This is a genomic window from Acidovorax delafieldii (assembly GCF_007993815.1).
Taxonomy (GTDB): Bacteria; Pseudomonadota; Gammaproteobacteria; order Burkholderiales; family Burkholderiaceae_C; genus Acidovorax; species Acidovorax delafieldii.
This window is the reverse complement of record NZ_VJWE01000015.1, coordinates 37335-56154: the sequence shown is the minus strand read 5'-3', so window position 1 is coordinate 56154 and position 18820 is coordinate 37335. Positions and strand designations below refer to the sequence as shown.

Annotated in this window: 17 protein-coding genes and 2 pseudogenes; 3 read left to right on the top strand and 16 right to left on the bottom strand. The window is 61.3% G+C overall.

Translation table 11 applies throughout. The features are described 5' to 3' along the window. Position 1: 1 nt before the first annotated feature. The 5 genes from ATF69_RS16190 to ATF69_RS16170 all read right to left on the bottom strand — a co-directional run bounded on the left by ATF69_RS16190 (position 2) and on the right by ATF69_RS16170 (position 4638). On the bottom strand, positions 2-1015 hold the full coding sequence (locus ATF69_RS16190; RefSeq protein ID WP_146871616.1) for a zinc-dependent alcohol dehydrogenase family protein: 1014 nt from the start codon (positions 1013-1015) through the stop codon (positions 2-4). An 8-nt stretch (positions 1016-1023) separates the two neighbouring features. Continuing rightward, on the bottom strand, positions 1024-1602 hold the full coding sequence (locus tag ATF69_RS16185; protein ID WP_056066523.1) for an amino acid synthesis family protein: 579 nt from the start codon (positions 1600-1602) through the stop codon (positions 1024-1026). Between the two features lie 29 nt (positions 1603-1631). Then, complete coding sequence (locus ATF69_RS16180) at positions 1632-2603, bottom strand: Bug family tripartite tricarboxylate transporter substrate binding protein (protein ID WP_146871615.1); 972 nt, start codon at positions 2601-2603, stop codon at positions 1632-1634. Positions 2604-2700: 97 nt separating this feature from the next. Continuing rightward, positions 2701-3561, bottom strand: coding sequence for a fumarylacetoacetate hydrolase family protein (locus ATF69_RS16175; RefSeq protein WP_146871614.1), 861 nt, complete (start codon positions 3559-3561; stop codon positions 2701-2703). Positions 3562-3918: 357 nt separating this feature from the next. After that, the gene (locus tag ATF69_RS16170) at positions 3919-4638 is read right to left on the bottom strand and encodes a GntR family transcriptional regulator (RefSeq protein WP_146871789.1); all 720 of its coding nucleotides are present in this window, start codon (positions 4636-4638) and stop codon (positions 3919-3921) included. 34 nt (positions 4639-4672) lie between these two features. On the opposite strand from ATF69_RS16170, the gene ATF69_RS16165 reads away from it, so the two are divergent. From ATF69_RS16165 to ATF69_RS16155, 3 genes and pseudogenes are all read left to right on the top strand, one after another. Continuing rightward, positions 4673-5260, top strand: coding sequence for an NADPH-dependent FMN reductase (locus ATF69_RS16165; protein ID WP_146871613.1), 588 nt, complete (start codon positions 4673-4675; stop codon positions 5258-5260). 106 nt (positions 5261-5366) lie between these two features. Beyond that, on the top strand, positions 5367-5783 hold the full coding sequence (locus ATF69_RS16160; protein WP_146871612.1) for an SRPBCC family protein: 417 nt from the start codon (positions 5367-5369) through the stop codon (positions 5781-5783). A gap of 31 nt (positions 5784-5814) precedes the next feature. Beyond that, positions 5815-6081: pseudogene (locus tag ATF69_RS16155) on the top strand (cytidyltransferase); the annotation flags it as partial. 79 nt (positions 6082-6160) lie between these two features. Here the strand turns inward: ATF69_RS16155 and ATF69_RS16150 are convergent. From ATF69_RS16150 to ATF69_RS16100, 11 genes and pseudogenes are all read right to left on the bottom strand, one after another. Next, positions 6161-7417, bottom strand: a complete 1257-nt coding sequence (locus ATF69_RS16150; RefSeq protein WP_146871611.1) for a Zn-dependent hydrolase — start codon at positions 7415-7417, stop codon at positions 6161-6163. Between the two features lie 24 nt (positions 7418-7441). Beyond that, a complete protein-coding gene (locus tag ATF69_RS16145) occupies positions 7442-8926 on the bottom strand; it encodes a M81 family metallopeptidase (protein WP_099729270.1) in 1485 nt (494 codons plus the stop codon). Between the two features lie 39 nt (positions 8927-8965). Next, on the bottom strand, positions 8966-9667 hold the full coding sequence (locus ATF69_RS16140; protein ID WP_121942010.1) for an ABC transporter ATP-binding protein: 702 nt from the start codon (positions 9665-9667) through the stop codon (positions 8966-8968). Beyond that, entirely contained in the window at positions 9664-10440 is a 777-nt protein-coding gene (locus tag ATF69_RS16135; RefSeq protein ID WP_146871610.1) for an ABC transporter ATP-binding protein, read from the bottom strand. Before ATF69_RS16135 ends, ATF69_RS16140 begins: the two co-directional genes overlap by 4 nt. Beyond that, entirely contained in the window at positions 10437-11447 is a 1011-nt protein-coding gene (locus tag ATF69_RS16130) for a branched-chain amino acid ABC transporter permease (protein WP_146871609.1), read from the bottom strand. The genes ATF69_RS16135 and ATF69_RS16130 overlap by 4 nt, the downstream gene beginning before the upstream one ends. 5 nt (positions 11448-11452) lie before the next feature. After that, positions 11453-12314 (bottom strand): annotated as a pseudogene (locus tag ATF69_RS16125) (branched-chain amino acid ABC transporter permease). 118 nt (positions 12315-12432) lie between these two features. After that, on the bottom strand, positions 12433-13638 hold the full coding sequence (locus ATF69_RS16120; protein WP_099729268.1) for an ABC transporter substrate-binding protein: 1206 nt from the start codon (positions 13636-13638) through the stop codon (positions 12433-12435). Positions 13639-13842: 204 nt separating this feature from the next. Then, complete coding sequence (locus ATF69_RS16115) at positions 13843-14601, bottom strand: response regulator transcription factor (RefSeq protein ID WP_056058939.1); 759 nt, start codon at positions 14599-14601, stop codon at positions 13843-13845. Between the two features lie 38 nt (positions 14602-14639). Then, a complete protein-coding gene (locus ATF69_RS16110) occupies positions 14640-16652 on the bottom strand; it encodes a sensor histidine kinase (protein ID WP_056058940.1) in 2013 nt (670 codons plus the stop codon). 463 nt (positions 16653-17115) lie between these two features. After that, complete coding sequence (locus ATF69_RS16105) at positions 17116-18048, bottom strand: electron transfer flavoprotein subunit alpha/FixB family protein (protein ID WP_146871608.1); 933 nt, start codon at positions 18046-18048, stop codon at positions 17116-17118. 12 nt (positions 18049-18060) lie between these two features. After that, the gene (locus tag ATF69_RS16100) at positions 18061-18810 is read right to left on the bottom strand and encodes an electron transfer flavoprotein subunit beta/FixA family protein (protein WP_146871607.1); all 750 of its coding nucleotides are present in this window, start codon (positions 18808-18810) and stop codon (positions 18061-18063) included. Between the last annotated feature and the right edge of the window lie 10 nt (positions 18811-18820).

Sequence of the window (18820 nt, the reverse complement as noted above, 5' to 3'; positions counted from 1 at the left end):
TTCAGGGAATGAGGACCAGCTTGCCCAGCGTGCCACCGATGTCCAACAGCTCGTGGGCCTGACGAACCTCTGCCAGTGGCATGCGCATGGCACGCGGTGCACGCACCTGGCCACTCGCCATGAGCGCAATGGCTTGCTCCATCAAGCTGCGGCGCTGAGCCACATCGGCATCCACCGCGTGAATGGAGAAGGTGCGTATCGCCAGACTCTTGGCGAGCAGTTTGCGAAGCTCATCGAACACATCACTCGATGGTGGGCCTGCAAGGATGTTGTACGACACCGCCATGCCTGAGGGGGCCAGCGACCGCAGACAGGCGATAAACAGCGCCGCCCCCACATGATCAAAAGCGAGGTCGACGCCACGCCCCCCAGTGAGCTCCATGACGCGTTGCGGCAGGGCCTGCACATCGCCATCAACAAGTTCGCTAACTCCGTTTTCCAAGGCGAACTGGCGTTTTTCCGGGGTTGATGCAGTACCGATGACGCGCAGGCCTCGCGAGCGCGCCACCTGGGCCAGCGCGGTGGCAACCCCACCTGCTGCACCGGGGATCAGGATCGCTTTAGCGGGTAGGTTGCCGTTGCTGGCCAGCAGCGCCAGTGCGAGCTGGAAGTTACCGAGACTCACCGCGTCCTCGAACGCAATGCTCTCAGGCAGCACAAATGGCACAACTTCGGGCACGCAGATCGCCTGCACGTAGCAGCCCCCGCGCTGTGGCAACTCTCGTGCACTGACCAGCACGCGATCACCCACAGACAGGCGGGTGACGCCCTCACCGATGGCATCGACGACCCCGGACAGCTCATTGCCGGGCACCGCGGGCAGTGGGGGCATCCATTTGTAAGTACCGTTGCGAATCAGAACGTCCGGCCCACCTGCGCCTATGGCATGAGCCCGGACGCGTACCTGGCCCGGTCCGGGATGAGGTACAGGGATGTCCACCAAAGACAGAACCTCCGGACCACCCGTGACCTGGAGCTGCACGGCCTTCATCGTGCCAGTGGAAGAAGTCGCCATGTCTAACCTCAGCGCTGGCCGTCGTGTACAGACACCTGCTCGCGCGTCAGGCCGCCCAGGCGCGAGTGGACGCGTCCGCCATCGGCCATCACCAGTGCGAAAAGGATTTCGTCGGGGCGGGGCGCGTCCTGAATCCCCACCTCGGCACTGTTGAAATGGCTCCGGACATAGGCCGCATGGATGTAATGCAGTGGCACCATCAAGCGGTAGCCCGTAGCGGCCACGGCCTTCGCCGACGGCACGATGGCTTTGGGTTCACCCAGCACTTGGCGCATTGCCCAGCCCCCCGCTTCATGCCAGACGGCGCCATGCTCCAACTCGCCATTCACGCCGACGATGGCTGCCTTGCTATAGGCCTGTACTTTTTCCTTGCCCAGCGTAGCCACCAGCTCTTCAGCGAGCATCGTACCGAGGGTGCGCAGCTCGGCCATGAAGGGCAGCAGATCTGGCTCATAGCGGCCAGCGTAAGGATTGCGAATCACAGCGCAAGCAGAGGCGATGCGCAGCGGCGTGTCTACCGGTGGCCCGCCCTCGTGGTACACCGTTTCAATGGTCAGGCTGCGTTTTCGGATAGCGATCAAGTTCATTCAAAAGTCCTTCGACAAGGTGATTGGAGTCATTGTTTGGGAATCTTGGCATCAGCCACTACCTGCTGCCATTTTTCGATCTCGTGGCTCACCATGACCTTCATTTCCTCGGGCGTGCTGCCACGCGCTTCGCCGCCCATGTCCTCCAGACGCTGCCGTACTGCAGGCGCCTGTAGCGCACGAAGCACCTCCGCATTGAGGCGATCAACGATCGGTCGGGGTGTTCCTGCGGGCGCCAGAAGGCCGGCCCACGAGCGCACGTCATAGCCCGTCACACCGTGCTCCACGACGGTGGGAACGTTTGGCAGGCCTGCCCACCTTTGGGGGCCGGTGGTTGCGATGGCGCGCAGCTTCCCCGCCTGGATGTTGGTCAATACCGCGGTCGGCGGAGCGATGATGAATGGCACATCGCCTGCCAGCAGCGCCGTGATCGATGCAGCATCGCCCCGATAAGGAACGTGCAAAAGATTGACTCGAGCCATCTTGGCCAGCAGCTCGCCCGCCAGATGGTGGGTTGAGCCCACGCCCGCAGTCCCGTAGCCAACCGATCCCGGTGTGGCCTGCGCGTTTGCGATGACTTCACGCAGGCTCTGGACTTTCGAATTGGCGTTGACAACCACCAGGAACGGAAAGAAGGTGATCGTGGAAACCATCTCGAAGTCCGCAACTGACTTGTAGGGGAGCGTGTTGTAGAGAGCGCCCGCCACCGCATGCCCCCCGGTGGCGAGCAGCAACGTGTATCCGTCGGGCTTTGCCCGCGCTACCGTGGTGGCGGCGATGGTGCCGCCAGCTCCAGACTGTGCCTCCACCACCACGGCCTGGCCCAAGGCTTTGGCCATCTCTGCGCCCACAGCGCGGGCGATAGCGTCCGCATTTCCACCAGGAGCGAACCCCTGATAGAGCTTGATCGCTCGCTCGGGATAGGCTTGGGCCAGGGCCGGCAGCGCCGGCCATCCAAGAGCGGCCGCGCTGCAGGCGGCCAGGACGTGTCTTCTTTGCATGGTGTTTGTCTCCGTGGGCGGCGGCCGCGTGGGGCCTTGCTCTACCGTTGCAGGGTCTGGATGGAAGATCGAACGGGTAAATGACGCCAGACGATGGTCAGCCCTGCGCAACCACTGGATTGCGCAGCACGCCGATGGCTTCAATCTCCACTTCCACGACGTCGCCAGGTTTCATGAACTGCGGCGGCTTCTTGCTCCAGCCCACGCCGGCAGGAGTGCCAGTGATGATCACGTCACCGGGGACCAACGTAAAAATGGTTGAGGCATACGCAATCAGGCGGGGGATCGAAAAAATCATGTGCCCTGTATGGCTGGACTGCACCACAACGCCGTTCAGACGCGTCTCCAGCTTGAGTTCGCGACCAGACGCGATCTCGTCTGCAGTCACCATCCAGGGACCGAAAGCACCAGTGGATTCGAAGTTTTTGCCGGAGGCGATCTGCTTGGCATGGAACTGCCACTCACGCACGCTGGCATCGTTGTAGCAGCTATAGCCTGCAATGTGCGCCCAGGCGTCCGCCTCGCTGATGTCACGACCTTCCTTGCCAATCACTACGGCCAGCTCGCCTTCCCAATCCAGCGACTCCGAAACATGGGGGCGGACGATCGGCCCTTGATGTGGTGTCTGTGAACGCCACACGCGCAAGAAGATCGGCGGCTGCTCGGACAGCTCGCGCTGCATGCCAGCAGCGAGCACCTCCTGGTGGTGATCCATGTAGTTGCGCACCGCGCAGACAATTTTTTCGGGGCGAGGAATCACCGGCAGGAACGTCACTTCGGCCAACTTTGCGTCGGCCTTGATATCTGCCACCAACGCATCCCGGCGCGCGAAGTCCGGGCTTGCGATGAAGCCAGCCAGCGTGGCATGGCCAGTTCGGATCGCCAGTTCGGCAACACCGTCACCGAGGACGGCACCCCAGGTTTCACGGCCGGCGATTGAGTAGGACATCAGTTTCATGGGTTTCCTAGAAAAGGGATGAAAGAGGAATCGGAGAAGGCACGACGATCAGAACTTGGACTTCTGTATCTCCGAATCTAGTGCATGAATGTATTTTTATGCACAAAATACAAATTGTGCTTAGTGGTTTACACCGAGCGATTTGCGGCAACTTGCTTGGCCACCTGCGCAAGAAGAGGCACTTGCAGACAACGGAAATGGGGAACTCAGAAGCGAAAAAGCCCACATGCGCGATGCATGCGGGCTCTGCACCACGCGAGTCGGGTGCAACCAGAAATGAGGAGGGGCAGGGCTGCCCAGGAACCGGCGAAATGCCTGTACCTAGACCATGCCCTGGCTTGCAATGGCAGCGGAGGGTCAGCCTCCCTGGCCGTGCTCCAGCTTGCCCAGCACCGAGAGCACATTGCGCTCGGTACTCAAGATGTGCTCTTGCAAGAGTGCACAGGCGGTATCTGCATCGCGCCGCAGCGTAGCGTCCATGAGCTTACGGTGCTCGCTGGATTTGTGCTTAAAGGTCTTGCGAAAGCGCGCTGAAAACCGCCGGTAGCGCTCCGCCTGGTCGAAGAGGCTTGCACTCCAAGTCCGCAGGCGCTCTGATGGACTGGCTGAAATCAGTGCCATGTGAAAGGCAGTGTGCACGTCCGTCCACCCTTGGTCCAAAACGACCGGACCATCGCTAAGTCGGCCTTCTACCTTCTCCAAGCGGTGAAATGCCCCCACTACTTGCGCCTCCCACACGTCATCACCGTGGGCAATCGATTCGCGCAGCGCCTGAACGTCAAGCATCACACGCATGCGCGTGATGTCGCCCAAGTCCTCTGCAGAAATCGCCGTTACACGAAACCCTCGCCGTTCATCTGCCCGGATCAACCCCTCCTGTGCCAGACGACTCAGCGCCTCCCGCAGCGGACTGCTGGAAAAGCCGTAGGCAGCTTGCAGTTCATCGAGCTTGAGCTTGGCGCCTGGACCGTAGGTGCCATTCAACACATCCCTGCGCAATTGCGCGAAGGCCTGATCCACCAGGGGCGGGGTGCGAGGGGATGTGTCTGTTTTGTACATGTTTTGAATTTTATGCATAAACTTCAGGCATTGAAAGAACGAAAGAATCTCAATGAACACCAACCAGATGACACGTCCTATCCGCCTCCTCGCCATCTCCGGAAGCCTCCGCCGCGCGTCGCACAGCACTGCCGTGCTGCGAAGCCTCCAGCCGCTGCTACCTTCTGGAACCACACTGGAGTTGTTCCCTCTCGACGAGATCCCCATGTACAACGCAGATCTGGATGGGGAGCAACCACCGCCTCCAGTCGTCCAGCTCAAGAACGCCATTGAACATGCGAATGGCCTGGTACTGTGTTCTCCTGAGTACAACTACGGCATACCCGGGGTACTCAAGAACGCGATTGACTGGGCTTCACGGCCGGGATTTGCATCTCCTCTCAAGGGCAAGCCCGCGCTCATCATGACGGCGTCGCCAGGCACGGCAGGGGGAGTGCGGGCACAGGCCCAAATTCGTGATGCATTGGCAGCCACACTGGCACGCCCCTTGGTGCGGCAGCACATCGCCATTGCGGGAGTCGCCGCGCGCATACAAGACGGTCACTTAGTGGACAAGCCTACTCTGGATATCATCCAAACAGGATTGCACGAGCTGGTCGAGGAGATCCGGTGGATCGCCGCGCGCAGCCAACAAGTCTGAGACAGAAGTCGCTAATAAGGCCGGGTTTTAGCGGCCAGTGCCGATAGGGCTGGACTCGGCACCCAATCTTTGAATATGTGCCGGGTCACCCGAATGGAGTTCGCTCATGAAGATCACCGTCTCCACTGTGGTTGCCGCACCGTTGAAAAAAGTCTGGCGGGCATACACAACACCCGAAGACATCAAACAGTGGAATACAGCGTCCCCAGACTGGCACACGACCACCTCGTCGGTGGATCTGCGGCCAGGTGGCAAGTTCTCCTCTCGCATGGAGGCGAAGGACGGCTCATTCGGGTTTGACTTTGCAGGTGAATACACCAAGGTTGTGCCGTGCCAGCTCATCGAATACGCCTTCGGAGATCGAGCAGGACTCGTTGAGTTCAACGAGGGCGCGGACGGAGTCAAAGTTACGGTCACATTCGACGGGGAACAAACGCACTCCGAAGAGCAGCAGCGAGCCGGCTGGCAGGCTATCCTGGACAACTTTTCCCGCCACGTGGTCGCAAAGCTGGCGCGGCAATAGCGGCCAGCTCGCAGAGCCTCTTGCCCGTACATGCAACCTGCCCGAGGCCCGCATGCGCGCCGCACTGCAGTCAGTGGCCGTGTTCGACCACCCCGACCGCAGCCAGCGCGGTCGCACCATCACGCATGCACACTACTTTGACCTGGGCGATGCGCCCTTCCCAGTGGTGCAGGCGGACGATGATGCGGCGCTGGTGCAGTGGACCCCCATCGACCAGCTGGCGGGCCTGGAAGAGGAATTCTTCGAAGACCACTTCCACATGCTGAACCACTTTCTGGGGCTGACGAAGCTGGACTGATCCGTTCCACCCGCTTTTTGCATCCAGACGGGCTCAAGCGCTACGGAATCATGCATCTACCGCTATATTTTGTATAGCACTAGGTACCAGCCCGCTCCAGCATGGCGTGCAGCAGCACGTTGCACCCGGCCTCGATGTGCTCAGGTTTCGCATCCTCGATCTCGTTGTGGCTGATGCCGTCCTTGCAGGGGATGAAGATCATGCCGCTGGGTGCGAGCTTGGCCATATACACGGCGTCGTGCCCCGCGCCCGAGACGGCAGGCATGTGGCTGTAGCCCAGCTTGGCGGCGGCGCGGCCCACGGCCTGCACGCATTCGGGCTGGAAGAGTTGCGCGGGGTAGCTGGAGACCATCTCGATGTGCACTTGCACGCCATGCTCCTTGGCCACCTGGTCGGCAAAGGCCTTGACCTCGGCGGCCATGGCGTCCACCAGTGCGTCCGTGCTGTTGCGCAGGTCGATGCTGAACTTGACCCGGCCGGGGATGACGTTGCGGCTGTTGGGGAAGACTTGCACCATGCCCACGGTGCCGCGCCCGTGCGGCGGGTGGCGGTGGGCGGCGGCGACTACGTCTTGCATGATGCGTGTGGCGGCCAGCATCGCGTCCTTGCGCAGGGCCATGGGGGTGGGGCCTGCGTGGGCTTCCATGCCGGTGACGGTGCAGTCAAACCAGCGGATGCCCAGCACGCCGCTGACCACGCCGATGGTCTTGTCGTTGTCTTCCAGCACGGGGCCTTGTTCGATGTGGGTTTCAAAGTAGGCGCCGATGGGGTGGTCGCCGGGCTCCTGGTCGCCGATGTAGCCGATGCGCTCGAGTTCGCCCTTCACCGTCTTGCCTTCGGTGTCGGTGGCGGCGTAGGCGTGCTCCAGCGTGAAGGCTTTGGCAAACACGCCCGAGCCCATCATCACGGGCACAAAGCGCGATCCTTCTTCGTTGGTCCAGAAGGCGACTTCGATGGGGGCTTCGGTTTCGATTCCGTGGTCGTTGAGCGTGCGCACCACCTCGATGCCGGCCAGCACGCCGTAGTTGCCGTCGAACTTGCCGTCGGTTGGCTGGGTGTCGATGTGGCTGCCGGTCATGATGGGTGGCAGGTTGTTGTTGCGGCCGGGGCGGCGCATGAAGCCGTTGCCGATCTTGTCGATGGTGACGGTCATGCCTGCCTCGCGCGCCCAGCGGGTCACCAAGTCACGGCCCTGCTTGTCCAGGTCGGTGAGGGTCAAGCGGCACACGCCGCCCTTGGGGGTGGCGCCGATCTGCGCCAGCTCCATGAGTGACGCCCACAGGCGTTCGCCGTTGATGCGCAGGTTCTCAATGTCGGGTTTGACTTTCGTGTCCATAGAAGCTCCAGAGATATAGCTCAGTCAGGGATATGCGAGCACGTCGCCCAGCGGGTAGACGGGCTGGCGCAGGTTTGCGAACGGGAACAGCTGGTAGTCCGAGCTGGTCACGCCGGGGCTATCGCACTCCACCAATCCAGCAGAGAGCGGCACAAAGACCGGTCGGCAGTACATGCGCGACTTGAGCAGCAGGTAGCGATATGCCGCGGGGTCCAGGCCCACACAAGAAAAAACGCCCAGATCCCACGGTTCGTGCGGCTGCTCAACCACCACGATCTGCGTGCCGCCGGCATCCAGCCAGACGGCACGCCCCATGGAGCAGCGCTGGCCGGTGTATATCGGGCCCGTCACGGTGTAGCTGCCGTCGCTGATGGCACGCACTGTGCCCTGCACCAGCACGGGCTCTTTGACAATGCCCAGCCGAGCCAGCGGCACCTTGTTGCCCAGGCGCACCGACACCTGCGCGCCCACACCGGCCGCCACGAGCTGCTCAACGGCCTCCGGATCAGACAGCGGCCCCGTGGCGATACCAGTCAGGCCATGCCGCCAGGCGGCCTGCAGCACGTCCATGGTGTCGCAGGTTCCTCCGGACATGCAGTTGTCGCTGTGATCCAGCAGCAGTACGGGCTTGCCCACCCCTTCGGCCATGCGCTGCGCCCGAACGAAGGCTTCGGCCAAGGGCTCGCTGGCATACACGTAGCCTTCACGTTCCGCCCAGATCTGAGCAGCCACGCGGTCCAGCGCAGCGGCGCACAGCGCTTCACCCTCGGCAGTGCATTCCGCCGTGGCCACTACGCTCACGCATGGTGCGGCAATGTCGGCCAAGGAGAAGCCCGCAAAGATGGTCATGGCCGGCACACCCTCCCCTTCGGCCTGCCGCGCCGAGGACACGGCGGCGGCCATAGCGCCACCCAAGGTCGTGCTGCGCAGGGTGTGACTGAGCAGCGGCAACTGTCGCCAGCGCACGGCGTACCTCGTCCCTTGCTGCAACATGTGCAACACGAGACGTGCCGCGTGCTCGCCCGTCTCGTACATGTCCACATGCGGGTAGGTCTTGAACCCCACCATCACATCGGCGTTATCGACCATCTTCTGCGTGATGTTGCCGTGCAGGTCCAGAGCTACGCCCAACGGTACGCCAGGCGCAGCCGCCCTCACCCGGGCAAGCAGGTCTCCTTCCCCGTCCGGTGTGTTCTGCGCCACCATCGCGCCATGCAAATCGAGCAGGATGGCATCGCAACCCACCGCTGCGGCGACGATGCGGTCCGTCAACTGGCGGTAGGCGTCGGCATCTACCGGCCCGCTGGGGTTTGCCGTGGCGGAGACGGGCGTCACGCACTGCGCCCCTACCCGCTTTGCTGCATCAATGAAAGCCGCCATCGCCGTTCGCATGCCGAAGTTGGCATGGAAGGCCGCCGCGTCGTACTCGGGCGCAAACGCCTTCAAGGGCGTGGGTACCGGAGAAAAGGTATTGGTCTCGTGGTTAAGACGAGCAATCAGAAACTTCATGAAACGCCCTTCGGGATTCAGTGCGGGATGGGCCACAGCTCAGGCCAAGCCCACGCCCAGATAGCGGTCTTTGACCTCTTCGTCGGCAAGAAAGCTTGCGTTGTCAGCTGTGTAGACGATGCGTCCTTGTTCCAGGATGCAATGGCGGTCGGCCAGTTGCGTGCAGACCTCCAGGTTCTGCTCCACCAGCAAGATGGCAACGCCTGCGGCCTTGATGGTCTTGAGCTGGGCCACGATTTCCTCCACGATCACGGGGGCCAGCCCCTCCACGGGCTCGTCCAACATGAGCAACTTGGGGTCGTTCATCAGCGCGCGGCCGATCGCTAGCATCTGCTGCTCGCCGCCGGAAAGCTGCCCACCGCCGTTGCGCCTGCGCTCCTTGAGCCTGGGGAAAATGCGGTACACGTCGTCCAGTTGCCAGGGTGAGCTTTTTCGCAGGCCCAGCATCAGGTTCTCTTCCACGGTCAGCAGCTTGAAGATGCCCCGGTGCTCCGGTACCAGACACACCCCCTGCCGGGCGATCACATGCGAAGCCTGACCCTGCAGCGGTTTGCCGGCAAATGCCACACGGCCCTGCGTGGGAGCGACTACCCCGGCAATGCTCTTGAGTGTGGTGGTCTTGCCTGCGCCGTTGCGCCCCAGCAGGGTGACCAGTTCGCCGTTACCCACCGTGAAACACACACCCTGAAGCACATGGCTTTTGCCGTAGTGGGCATGCAGGTTGTCAACATCGAGAATCATGCCTTGCCCCCTGTGATCATGTTGCCCAAGTACGCAGTCCGTACCCTTTCGTCGCTGCGTATGTCGTGTGGCATGCCTTCGGCCAGCACGCGCCCCATCTGCATCACCGTCACGGTGTCCGAGATATCCATCACGATGTTCATGTTGTGCTCGATCAAGACCACCGTGTGCTCGTCGCGCAGGCTCTTGATCAAGCGCTTCATGTCGTCCAGGTCATCGATGCCCATGCCCGACGTGGGCTCGTCCAAGAAAATGGCCTTGGGCCGTGCAGCCAGGGCCATGCCCACTTCCAGCCGGCGCTGCTGGCCATGCGAAAGATTGCCAGCGGGGGTGTCTGCGAGGTTCTCCAGTCCCACCTTGGACAGAACGGCGTCAACCACCTGCGACTGCGCACGCGCCCCTACCGGCTCGTGCCAAGGATTCAGGGCGCGTGCAGGCTGTACGCCTTGTGCGCCAAGGCGCAGGTTCTCACGCACGGGCAAGCTCAAGAACAGGCTGGTCACCTGGAATGAACGCGCAATGCCTCGCTGCACCCGCCGATGGTCTGGCTCATGCGTGACATCCTGTCCATCAAAAAGAATCCGGCCTCCACTGACTGCCTTGGTGCCGGTGAGCATGTGGAACAACGTGGTCTTGCCAGCACCGTTGGGGCCAATCACCGAATGCACGGTATTCGCACGCACCTGGAGACTTACACCGCCCAGCGCTGCAAACTTGCCATAGTGCTTCTCGACATCAATGGCTTCCAACAAGATCGGGGTCTTTGGGCTCATGCCTGTTCTCCTTTCGCAGGAACTGCAGCTGCCGATGGCGTCACCACCGTGTCAGCCGACTGCTTGCGATGACCTTGCGGCCGATTCCAGACCGTTTCACCCAGGCCCCACAGCCCGCGCTGCATCCAGAGGCTCACGGCCATCAATGCAATGCCCAGCAGCAAAAGCCAACGCGGCCACAGTTGAGACAGCCAGTCGGCCAGCAGCAGGTAGAACGCTGATCCCAGCAGCGAGGCAAACAGGTTGCCCGTCCCGCCAATAACGGTCATCACCAGGATCATTTCACTGGTGTGGTACTCCGCGTTGGACAGCGGAGCCAGGCCGGTCATCATGGCATGCAGCGCCCCCGCGAGACCGGTGACAGCACCCGAGATCACAAACGCCTGCAGCTTGAGCAGCCTGAGGTTGTAGCCAATGGCAGCCGCACGCTCTTCGTTGTCTCGCACTGCCAGCAAGGTTCGCCCGAATGTCGAGCGTGACACCTTGAGCAGCAGCCAGAACACCACCAGAAAAATCAGCGAAACAAAACCATAGAACTGCCAAGGCGACGCCAACGTCCACAGGTCAAAGCCCAGGATGGACACATTGGGACGAGGGATATCCATCAACCCGTTGTCTCCCCCCGTCAAGCCGGTAGCCGTATAGGCAATGAAATAGAACATCTGCGCAAAGGCCAAGGTCAGCATCACAAAGTAGGTGCCACGCTGGCGAATGGCCACCCAGCCCACCACGGCCGCCCCGATCGCTCCCATGACTGTGGCGAGCAGCAACGCAAGCGGCATGGGAACAGGCCAGCGGGTGAGTAGCAAGGCAACGGTGTAACTGCCCAGACCAAAGAAGATGCCCTGCCCGAACGAAAGCAAGCCGGTGAAGCCGAGCAGCAGGTTGCACCCCATGGCCGCCAGCGCAAAGATGAGTACCTCGCTAGCCAAGGAGCCCGACTGCATCAGCAATGGCATGGCCACCACCACCACTGCTGCAAACAGGAAATGCGTGTATTTCTTCATGGGGTTTACTCCTTGCGGCCCAGCAGGCCGTGGGGACGCAGTAGCAGCACGGCCGCCATGGCCACATAGATCATCAGGCGGGCCCCTTCTGGCCATAGCGTGCTCATGACGCTTTGCACAATGCCGATCATCAATCCGCCCAGCAATGCGCCGCTGAAACTGCCCAGCCCCCCCCACTACCACCACAACAAAGGCTACGGCCAGGGCTTCAATGCCCATGAAGGGTTCTGCTCCACGAATGGGGGATGCGAGCACTCCGGCCAGTGCAGCGGTGGCTGCGCCCAACCCAAATACCAAGCTGAAAATACGCAGCACATTGATGCCGAGCAGCGAGACCATCTCGGTCGACTCGCTGCCTGCTCGCACAGCGCTACCGAGTCGCGTGCCCTCAAGAACCCACCACAGCAGCACTGCCAGCACCGAAGTAAAGCCGATCACGAACAGGCGGTACTTCGGGTAGATGAAACTGCCCCACATCACCACTCCCTGCAGCGAATCGGGAACCGCCACGCTGTCACCCAGTGGGCCCCATTGCAGGATCACCAGCTCCTGGACTGCGAGTGCCAGGCCCACCGTCACGAGGATGTGAAACTCATGGTCCGAGGCATACACGTGGCGCAGGACCAGCTTCTCCGTGGCCCAGCCAATCGCCCCCACCACCAGCGGCACCACGACCAGAGCCAACCAGAAGCTCATGCCCCATCGCGTCATCTGGTAGCAAAAGTACGCTCCGATCAGGTAGAACGCCCCATGCGCGAAGTTCACGAATCGCAGCAATCCAAAAACAATGGACAGGCCCACCGCCAACAGGAAATACAGCATGCCAATGCCGATTCCATTGATGACCTGTAGAAGGTAAATGTTCATAAAGTGCTCGGCCGAACGACCACCAGCCGCACCCTGTCGGTGCCGCTGGGGTTCTCAAAAAAGGGGCGGCCACAGCGCGCGCATGGGGCTATGCCCAGCCCGGCGGACGCCGCGAGGGTCAGGCGCGCTTGCAGCCCGTCTGGTCGATGGGCAGGAACGACTTGCCCGAACTGAGCACGTCTACGTAATCGTCCTTGTTCTTCATCTTGGACTTGGCCTTGCCCTTGAGCAGGTAGTAGTTCTTGAGCACCTGGTGGTCCGCCTTTCGCACCTCTTCCTCACCGGTCAGACCCTGGTATTTGTGGCCCTCCAGTGCGGCGATCACGGCCTTTTGCTCCACGGACCCGGCCTTGATGATTCCGTCGATCAGCAGCTTTGTGCAGATATAGGAGCCCGCCAGGCTGTAGTTGGGGTTCATCTTGAGCTTGTCATTGGTGCGTTTGACAAGATCGCGGTTGAGTTCGGAATCCACCGTGTGCCAGTACTGAGCGCCAAAGTAGATACCGTCGCACAGGTCAGCGCCCAGCGATTCGAACTGCTCCAAACCAGAGGCCCAGGCCACCAGGATCGTCATGTTCTTGTGCATACCAAAGCTCACGGCCTGGCGAAGCGTGTCGGCACATTGCGCGCCAAAGTTCAGCAGCAGCAGGACATCGGGCTTTGCGGCCAGAGCATTGGTGATGTAACCGCTGAACTCCTTCTCGGTCAGCGAGTGGTAGCTGTTACCCACATGCTCGATCCCCTTTTCCTTGAAGATGTTCTTGGCCGCGGACAGCAGGCCATCGCCAAACACGTACTGCGGTGTGATGGTGTACCAGCGCTTGGCCTTAGGCATGGAATCGATCAGCGGACGCACCGTCTGCTCAATGGCGCCGAAAGTGGGTACCGACCAGCGGAAGGTCGCAGCATTGCAGTCCGACCCAGTGATTTCATCGGCCCCAGCCGTGGTCACAAACAGGCCGCCAGCCTTCTCGGCCTCCTTGCCCATGGCCAGGGCCTCGCCCGAAAGGATGCCGCCCGCGAAGAATCGAGCACCTTGCTGCTGGGCTGCTTCCTGCACCTTGCGCACGGCTGTAGCGGGCTTACCTTCCGTGTCCAGGAGTGTGTAGGCCAGCGGGCGATTGAGGGCTTTGCCATATTGCTCAATGGCCAGTCGCATCCCCATGTCGGCGAACTTTCCGTTGGCCGCAAAAGGACCGGACATCGGTACCGGACAGCCAAACTGAATGGCGCCCGGTGCCTGCGCAAAGGCGCTGCGGGTCAGGCCGATAGAGGCGGACAGCGCACTCAGTGCCGAGACTTGCAGAAGATGACGACGTTGCATGGAGGACTCCAGTGAGTAGAAGTGGGAGATCAAGAGTTGCCACCTCCATGGTGTCCAAGAAACCACCTTCCTGATCTTTCCAAATCTTTCATTTGGATTCATGCAAGCACAGGGTTAACCCAGCACGCTTTCGTTGCTGGCGCGGCCAAACCGCGGCGCGCTCCCCGTCTGGTTTAGCGCCGCTTCAAGAGGATCACGGGAGTGTCAATGCAGCCGTTGAGTGTCCTGCACGAGCTGTGCTGAGGCTGTAAAGGCGTAGCCAATCTGGTGCAGCGTCTTGACCGGCAGAGGTTCAGAAAACGCTTCCGCCGCCTTTTTGCGCAGCCTCGTGAGAAGCAAGTTGAGCCGTTCAGCCCCGTTTTGGGCACGAGCACCAAACAGGTGAGTGCTGAGGTCGCGCTTGGACACGGGCTGGCCATCCGCTCGCAGGAGTTGCTGCAAGAACATGAACTCGTGGGTCGTCAGTTGCAGACACTTGCCCTGCGGCGATGACAGTACCCAGTCCTTCATGGCCAGCACCCAGCACGCCGCCTTTGCGACAGGTATGGCCGCAGCAACCAGCGATCCTGCGGGGTCTACGGATGTCCTGGGGGCAAGTCGGCTCGCCGTAGCGTCAATATTGGCGGCCAACTCCAGCAGGTTGACCGGCTTGACCAGGTAACGATCTGCCCCAGCACGCATTCCCGCCAGACGATCGTCAAGTGAATCTCGGGCGCTGAGGATGATCACCCCCACCTCGGGTCTGGACTTGAGTAGCGACGCCACGCTGAGGCCATCCTCTCCGGGAAGCCCCAGGTCCAAGAGAACCACATCGACCGGCTGAACGGTGAACCCTTTGTAAAACGCCTCGGCGCTACCCGCACCCCAAACGCTATAGCCCGAGTCGAGCAAGAATTCCTCGATGCTGTGCAGTTGATCGGAGTCGTCCTCTACGATAGCAATGCTGGGCTTGGATTGGGTCATGTTGCGAATACCTCCGGCACCTGTCCGGAATGCAACATTCAGGCCACCGGTGTCACGTTCAACGGGATGTCGATCACAAAGCGAGTGCCTTGGGGTTGGACGGCCTGTAGCTGGACAGCCCCACCATGCAAGTCAACGATCCGTTTTACCAAAGCCAGCCCCAGTCCGGCACCGGGTTTGCCCTCTGCCGTACGGCCGCGGCGGTACTTCTCAAACACCAGCGTTTGCTCTTCCAGCGGAATGCCAGGGCCTTCGTCCTCAATGACAAAACGGCACTGGCCCTCTTGCTGATGCACGCTAAGAGACACCGTTGCACCCACCTCGGAATACTTGAATGCGTTCGACAGCACGTTCATGAGCATCACGCGCAACAGCACGGGGTCGCCGTTCAATGATGGCAACCCGGGTTCCACCGTCAGGTACAGCGGGTGCTCGGCAGACAGTTGGCCACCGTTTTCTGTTACCCACAGGCACAACTCTCCCACGTCAACGGGTACTGGCTCTACCGCAAAGTTGTGGCTATCAATGCGGTCCTGGGTCAGGCAGTTGTCAAAGAAGTAGCTCAATCGCGCCGAGCCCCGCAGGATGCGCTGCGCCAATGCCAGCTGCGCGGGCACATCCTTGGAGCGCAGCGCAAGCAACTGCCCGGCGGTGTTGATCACCGCCAGTGGAGAACGTACCTCATGGGACAGCATGGCGATGAAATGGCGCTGGTCGGTCAGCGTCTGCTCAATGGAGGCCACAGCACTCTCCAACTCCTGGGTGCGTTGCGCGACCATTTGCTCCAGATCTTCGGCATGCTCCTTCAAATGCCCTGCCATGTAGCCCATGGAATCCGCCAGAGACCGTAACTCGCGAATAGGGCTGGATTTCGGTGCCTGGGCATTCCAGTCGGACTGGGTCAGTCTGACTGCCCAGTCACTGAGTACCTGCAAGGGTCTCACCAACCGGCTGGCTACGAACACCGAAAACAGCACTGAAGCCAGCAAGACGGCCAGCGTGGTGTAGATCGTGTTGCGTAGCACCCCCCGCAACGGCGTGTTGAAGCGGCTCTCAGGCAGGATGATCGCCATCGTCAGCACAGGACCGCGATCCAGCGCATGCGTCCACCAACGCGCCAGGTGGCGCACGCCGTCCACATCCATGAATCGGTTTCCCTCGCGTTGACCGCTCTGCAGGATGTGCTGCCCCAACGCACGCATCACGGGGTCGCGGCTTTGGTCGATGCGCACACGCTGCCCATCCACCAAAGCCGATACACCTGCAGACGGATCGTGCGAGGACATTGCAAGCAGTTCTCCCGAGGCCTCGGCCAGAAAGGCCCTGCCCCCGGACTCGGAGGCCAGCGCGGCCAGAAACTCGTTGAGCTGGGACAGCGCCACATCGGCGGTGACCACCCCGATCAAACTGCCATCGCGTGAGCGGACGGGAGCTGAAATCCCCATGCCAATTGCGGCATATGCGCCTTGCGCATCGTTGATCATGTAGCGATAAGGCGCGTACCACGCGACCCCATCATTGGCAATCGCTGACTGGTACCACGGACGGGTACGTGCATCAAAGCCCACCTCGCTGCGGGAAATCAGCGTTGGCTCGCGACTCACGGCGTCGATACGCAAAACCTCCATGGCCCGGCCATCACTGATCCGTGCGCGCAGCATGCGCAAAGCGCGGTCCTCCCCCAAAGGGGGACGGCTGCCGGCGTAGTACTGACCATCAGGCATGCCCATGGATATGAAGGTCAGTTGGGGTTGCTGGTCGATCTGCAGCATGAACTGGCGCATCAACACGTCAGGTTGCTGAACCATCAGATATCCGGCGCGCACTTGCTCGACATTGAAAGCGACTACGCGCTGCGGCACATCAAAGAAGGAGACCACCTTTTCGCGGACCCTGCCTGAGACCTCGTCAGCCAATTGCAGCGCGAACTCTTCCATGGCACCCGTAGCAGAGCGATAAAACAAACTGCTGCTGGCAAGCACCAGGGGCAGCAAAACCGCCAACAGTGCGAGTGTCAGAAAAGTGCGCAGGGCAAGACGGCGAGTGAACATTGGGAGATCGAGGGTGTACAGGCGGTGCACCGCAGAGACACGCCTGTGCGCGCGGTTCGGCGCGTTGCCTCGGATTCAATCACATGTACTCAACGAGGGCCTTGAGCCTTTGTTTGTCGCCCCCATGTGACTCAACCTTACGGTGCGCCTACGCGCAGTGTCTTCGGATGCCAAGCTCAGTTCACGTACTGTAGAACCTGCCGTAGTCGTCTTCAGTCACTTGCCTGGCCGAGAACGGCAATTGCTCAGGCATTTAGATAGACCACATGGGGTCTGTTTCTTCCCTCTGTCAGTGCAGCAGTGACTCTGCCTACTGCTATCAGGAATGCCAGTTACGCAGCGATTGCCGCCACTTAATTCGAATCGGCGAACTCACGGTATGTAACGCAAAGCGGTCATTGCTTGGACGCAAGCGCAATAAAAAGGCATCGCGAGCGATGCCTTTGTGTGCACAGGGGCGTTCTTACAGGGCCTTGACCAGTTCAGGCACAGCCGTGAACAGATCCGCTTCCAGCCCATAGTCGGCCACGCTGAAGATCGGCGCCTCAGGGTCCTTGTTGATCGCCACGATCACCTTGGAGTCCTTCATGCCCGCCAAGTGCTGGATGGCACCCGAGATACCGGCGGCCACATACAGCTGCGGTGCCACGATCTTGCCGGTCTGGCCCACTTGCCAGTCGTTGGGCGCGTAGCCTGCGTCCACTGCGGCGCGGCTGGCACCCAGGGCGGCGCCCAGCTTGTCGGCCAGGGGTGTCATGACTTCGTCGAACTTTTCCTTGCTGCCCAGCGCCCGGCCACCGGAGACGATGATCTTGGCAGCGGTCAGCTCGGGGCGGTCGCTCTTGGCGATTTCGCTGCCCACGAAGCTGCTCTTGCCTGCGTCGGCCGTGGCAGCGGCGGTTTCAACAGCGGCAGAGCCACCGGTGGCGGCGGCGGCGTCAAAGCCGGTGGTACGCACGGTGATGATCTTCACGCTGTCAGCGCTTTGCACGGTGGCAATGGCGTTGCCTGCATAGATGGGGCGCTCGAAGGTGTCTGGGCTCGCCACCTTGGTGATGTCGCTGATCTGGGCCACGTCCAGCTTGGCCGCCACGCGGGGGGCCACGTTCTTGCCGCTGGCAGTCGCGGGGAACAGGATGTGGCTGTAGTTGGATGCGATGGCGAGCACTTGCGCGGCCACGTTTTCTGCCAGGCCGTGTTCCAGGCCAGGGGCGTCTGCGTGGATGACCTTGGCAACACCGGCTATTTTGGAGGCGGCTTGTGCGGCTGCACCAGCGTTGTGGCCAGCCACCAAGACGTGCACGTCGCCGCCGCAGGCGACGGCGGCCGTGACGGTGTTCAGCGTGGCGCCCTTGATGGACGCGTTGTCGTGTTCAGCAATAACGAGTACGGTCATTTCTTGTTCTCCTTAGATGACTTTTGCTTCGTTCTTGAGTTTCTCGACCAGGGCGGCCACGTCGGCCACCTTGATGCCAGCGCCGCGCTTGGCGGGTTCGGTCACCTTCAGGGTCTTCAGGCGCGGAGCCACATCCACGCCGAGGTCTTCGGGCTTGACGGTGTCCAGCTGCTTTTTCTTGGCCTTCATGATGTTGGGCAAGGTGACGTAGCGGGGCTCGTTCAGGCGCAGGTCGGTGGTGATGACTGCGGGGAGCGTGAGGGCCAGGGTTTCCAGGCCGCCGTCGACTTCGCGGGTCACGCTGACTTTGTCAGATGCGAGTTCGACCTTGCTGGCAAAGGTGGCCTGGGGCAGGTCGGCCAAAGCAGCCAGCATCTGGCCGGTCTGGTTGGCGTCGTCGTCGATGGCTTGTTTGCCCAGGATGACGAGAGAAGGCTGTTCTTTGTCGACCAGGGCTTTGAGGAGCTTGGCCACGGCCAGGGGCTGCAGTTCGACGTCGGTCTCGACCAGGATGGCGCGGTCGGCGCCAATGGCCATGGCGGTGCGAAGGGTTTCCTGGCATTGGGCCACGCCGCAGGAGACTGCGATGACTTCGGTCACCAGGCCTTTTTCTTTCAGGCGCACGGCCTCTTCAACGGCGATTTCGTCAAAGGGGTTCATGCTCATCTTCACGTTGGCGATGTCCACACCCGTGTTGTCCGATTTGACGCGGACCTTCACGTTGTAGTCCACCACGCGCTTGACAGGGACGAGGATTTTCATAGGTCGATCA

Bases quoted from the DNA above. Each gene is read 5' to 3' on its own strand.
- ATF69_RS16190 (WP_146871616.1), bottom strand. From the start codon at position 1,015: ATGGCGACTTCTTCCACTGGCACGATGAAGGCCGTGCAGCTCCAGGTC.
- ATF69_RS16185 (WP_056066523.1), bottom strand. From the start codon at position 1,602: ATGAACTTGATCGCTATCCGAAAACGCAGCCTGACCATTGAAACGGTG.
- ATF69_RS16180 (WP_146871615.1), bottom strand. From the start codon at position 2,603: ATGCAAAGAAGACACGTCCTGGCCGCCTGCAGCGCGGCCGCTCTTGGA.
- ATF69_RS16175 (WP_146871614.1), bottom strand. From the start codon at position 3,561: ATGAAACTGATGTCCTACTCAATCGCCGGCCGTGAAACCTGGGGTGCC.
- ATF69_RS16170 (WP_146871789.1), bottom strand. From the start codon at position 4,638: ATGCATAAAATTCAAAACATGTACAAAACAGACACATCCCCTCGCACC.
- ATF69_RS16165 (WP_146871613.1), top strand. From the start codon at position 4,673: ATGAACACCAACCAGATGACACGTCCTATCCGCCTCCTCGCCATCTCC.
- ATF69_RS16160 (WP_146871612.1), top strand. From the start codon at position 5,367: ATGAAGATCACCGTCTCCACTGTGGTTGCCGCACCGTTGAAAAAAGTC.
- ATF69_RS16150 (WP_146871611.1), bottom strand. From the start codon at position 7,417: ATGGACACGAAAGTCAAACCCGACATTGAGAACCTGCGCATCAACGGC.
- ATF69_RS16145 (WP_099729270.1), bottom strand. From the start codon at position 8,926: ATGAAGTTTCTGATTGCTCGTCTTAACCACGAGACCAATACCTTTTCT.
- ATF69_RS16140 (WP_121942010.1), bottom strand. From the start codon at position 9,667: ATGATTCTCGATGTTGACAACCTGCATGCCCACTACGGCAAAAGCCAT.
- ATF69_RS16135 (WP_146871610.1), bottom strand. From the start codon at position 10,440: ATGAGCCCAAAGACCCCGATCTTGTTGGAAGCCATTGATGTCGAGAAG.
- ATF69_RS16130 (WP_146871609.1), bottom strand. From the start codon at position 11,447: ATGAAGAAATACACGCATTTCCTGTTTGCAGCAGTGGTGGTGGTGGCC.
- ATF69_RS16120 (WP_099729268.1), bottom strand. From the start codon at position 13,638: ATGCAACGTCGTCATCTTCTGCAAGTCTCGGCACTGAGTGCGCTGTCC.
- ATF69_RS16115 (WP_056058939.1), bottom strand. From the start codon at position 14,601: ATGACCCAATCCAAGCCCAGCATTGCTATCGTAGAGGACGACTCCGAT.
- ATF69_RS16110 (WP_056058940.1), bottom strand. From the start codon at position 16,652: ATGTTCACTCGCCGTCTTGCCCTGCGCACTTTTCTGACACTCGCACTG.
- ATF69_RS16105 (WP_146871608.1), bottom strand. From the start codon at position 18,048: ATGACCGTACTCGTTATTGCTGAACACGACAACGCGTCCATCAAGGGC.
- ATF69_RS16100 (WP_146871607.1), bottom strand. From the start codon at position 18,810: ATGAAAATCCTCGTCCCTGTCAAGCGCGTGGTGGACTACAACGTGAAG.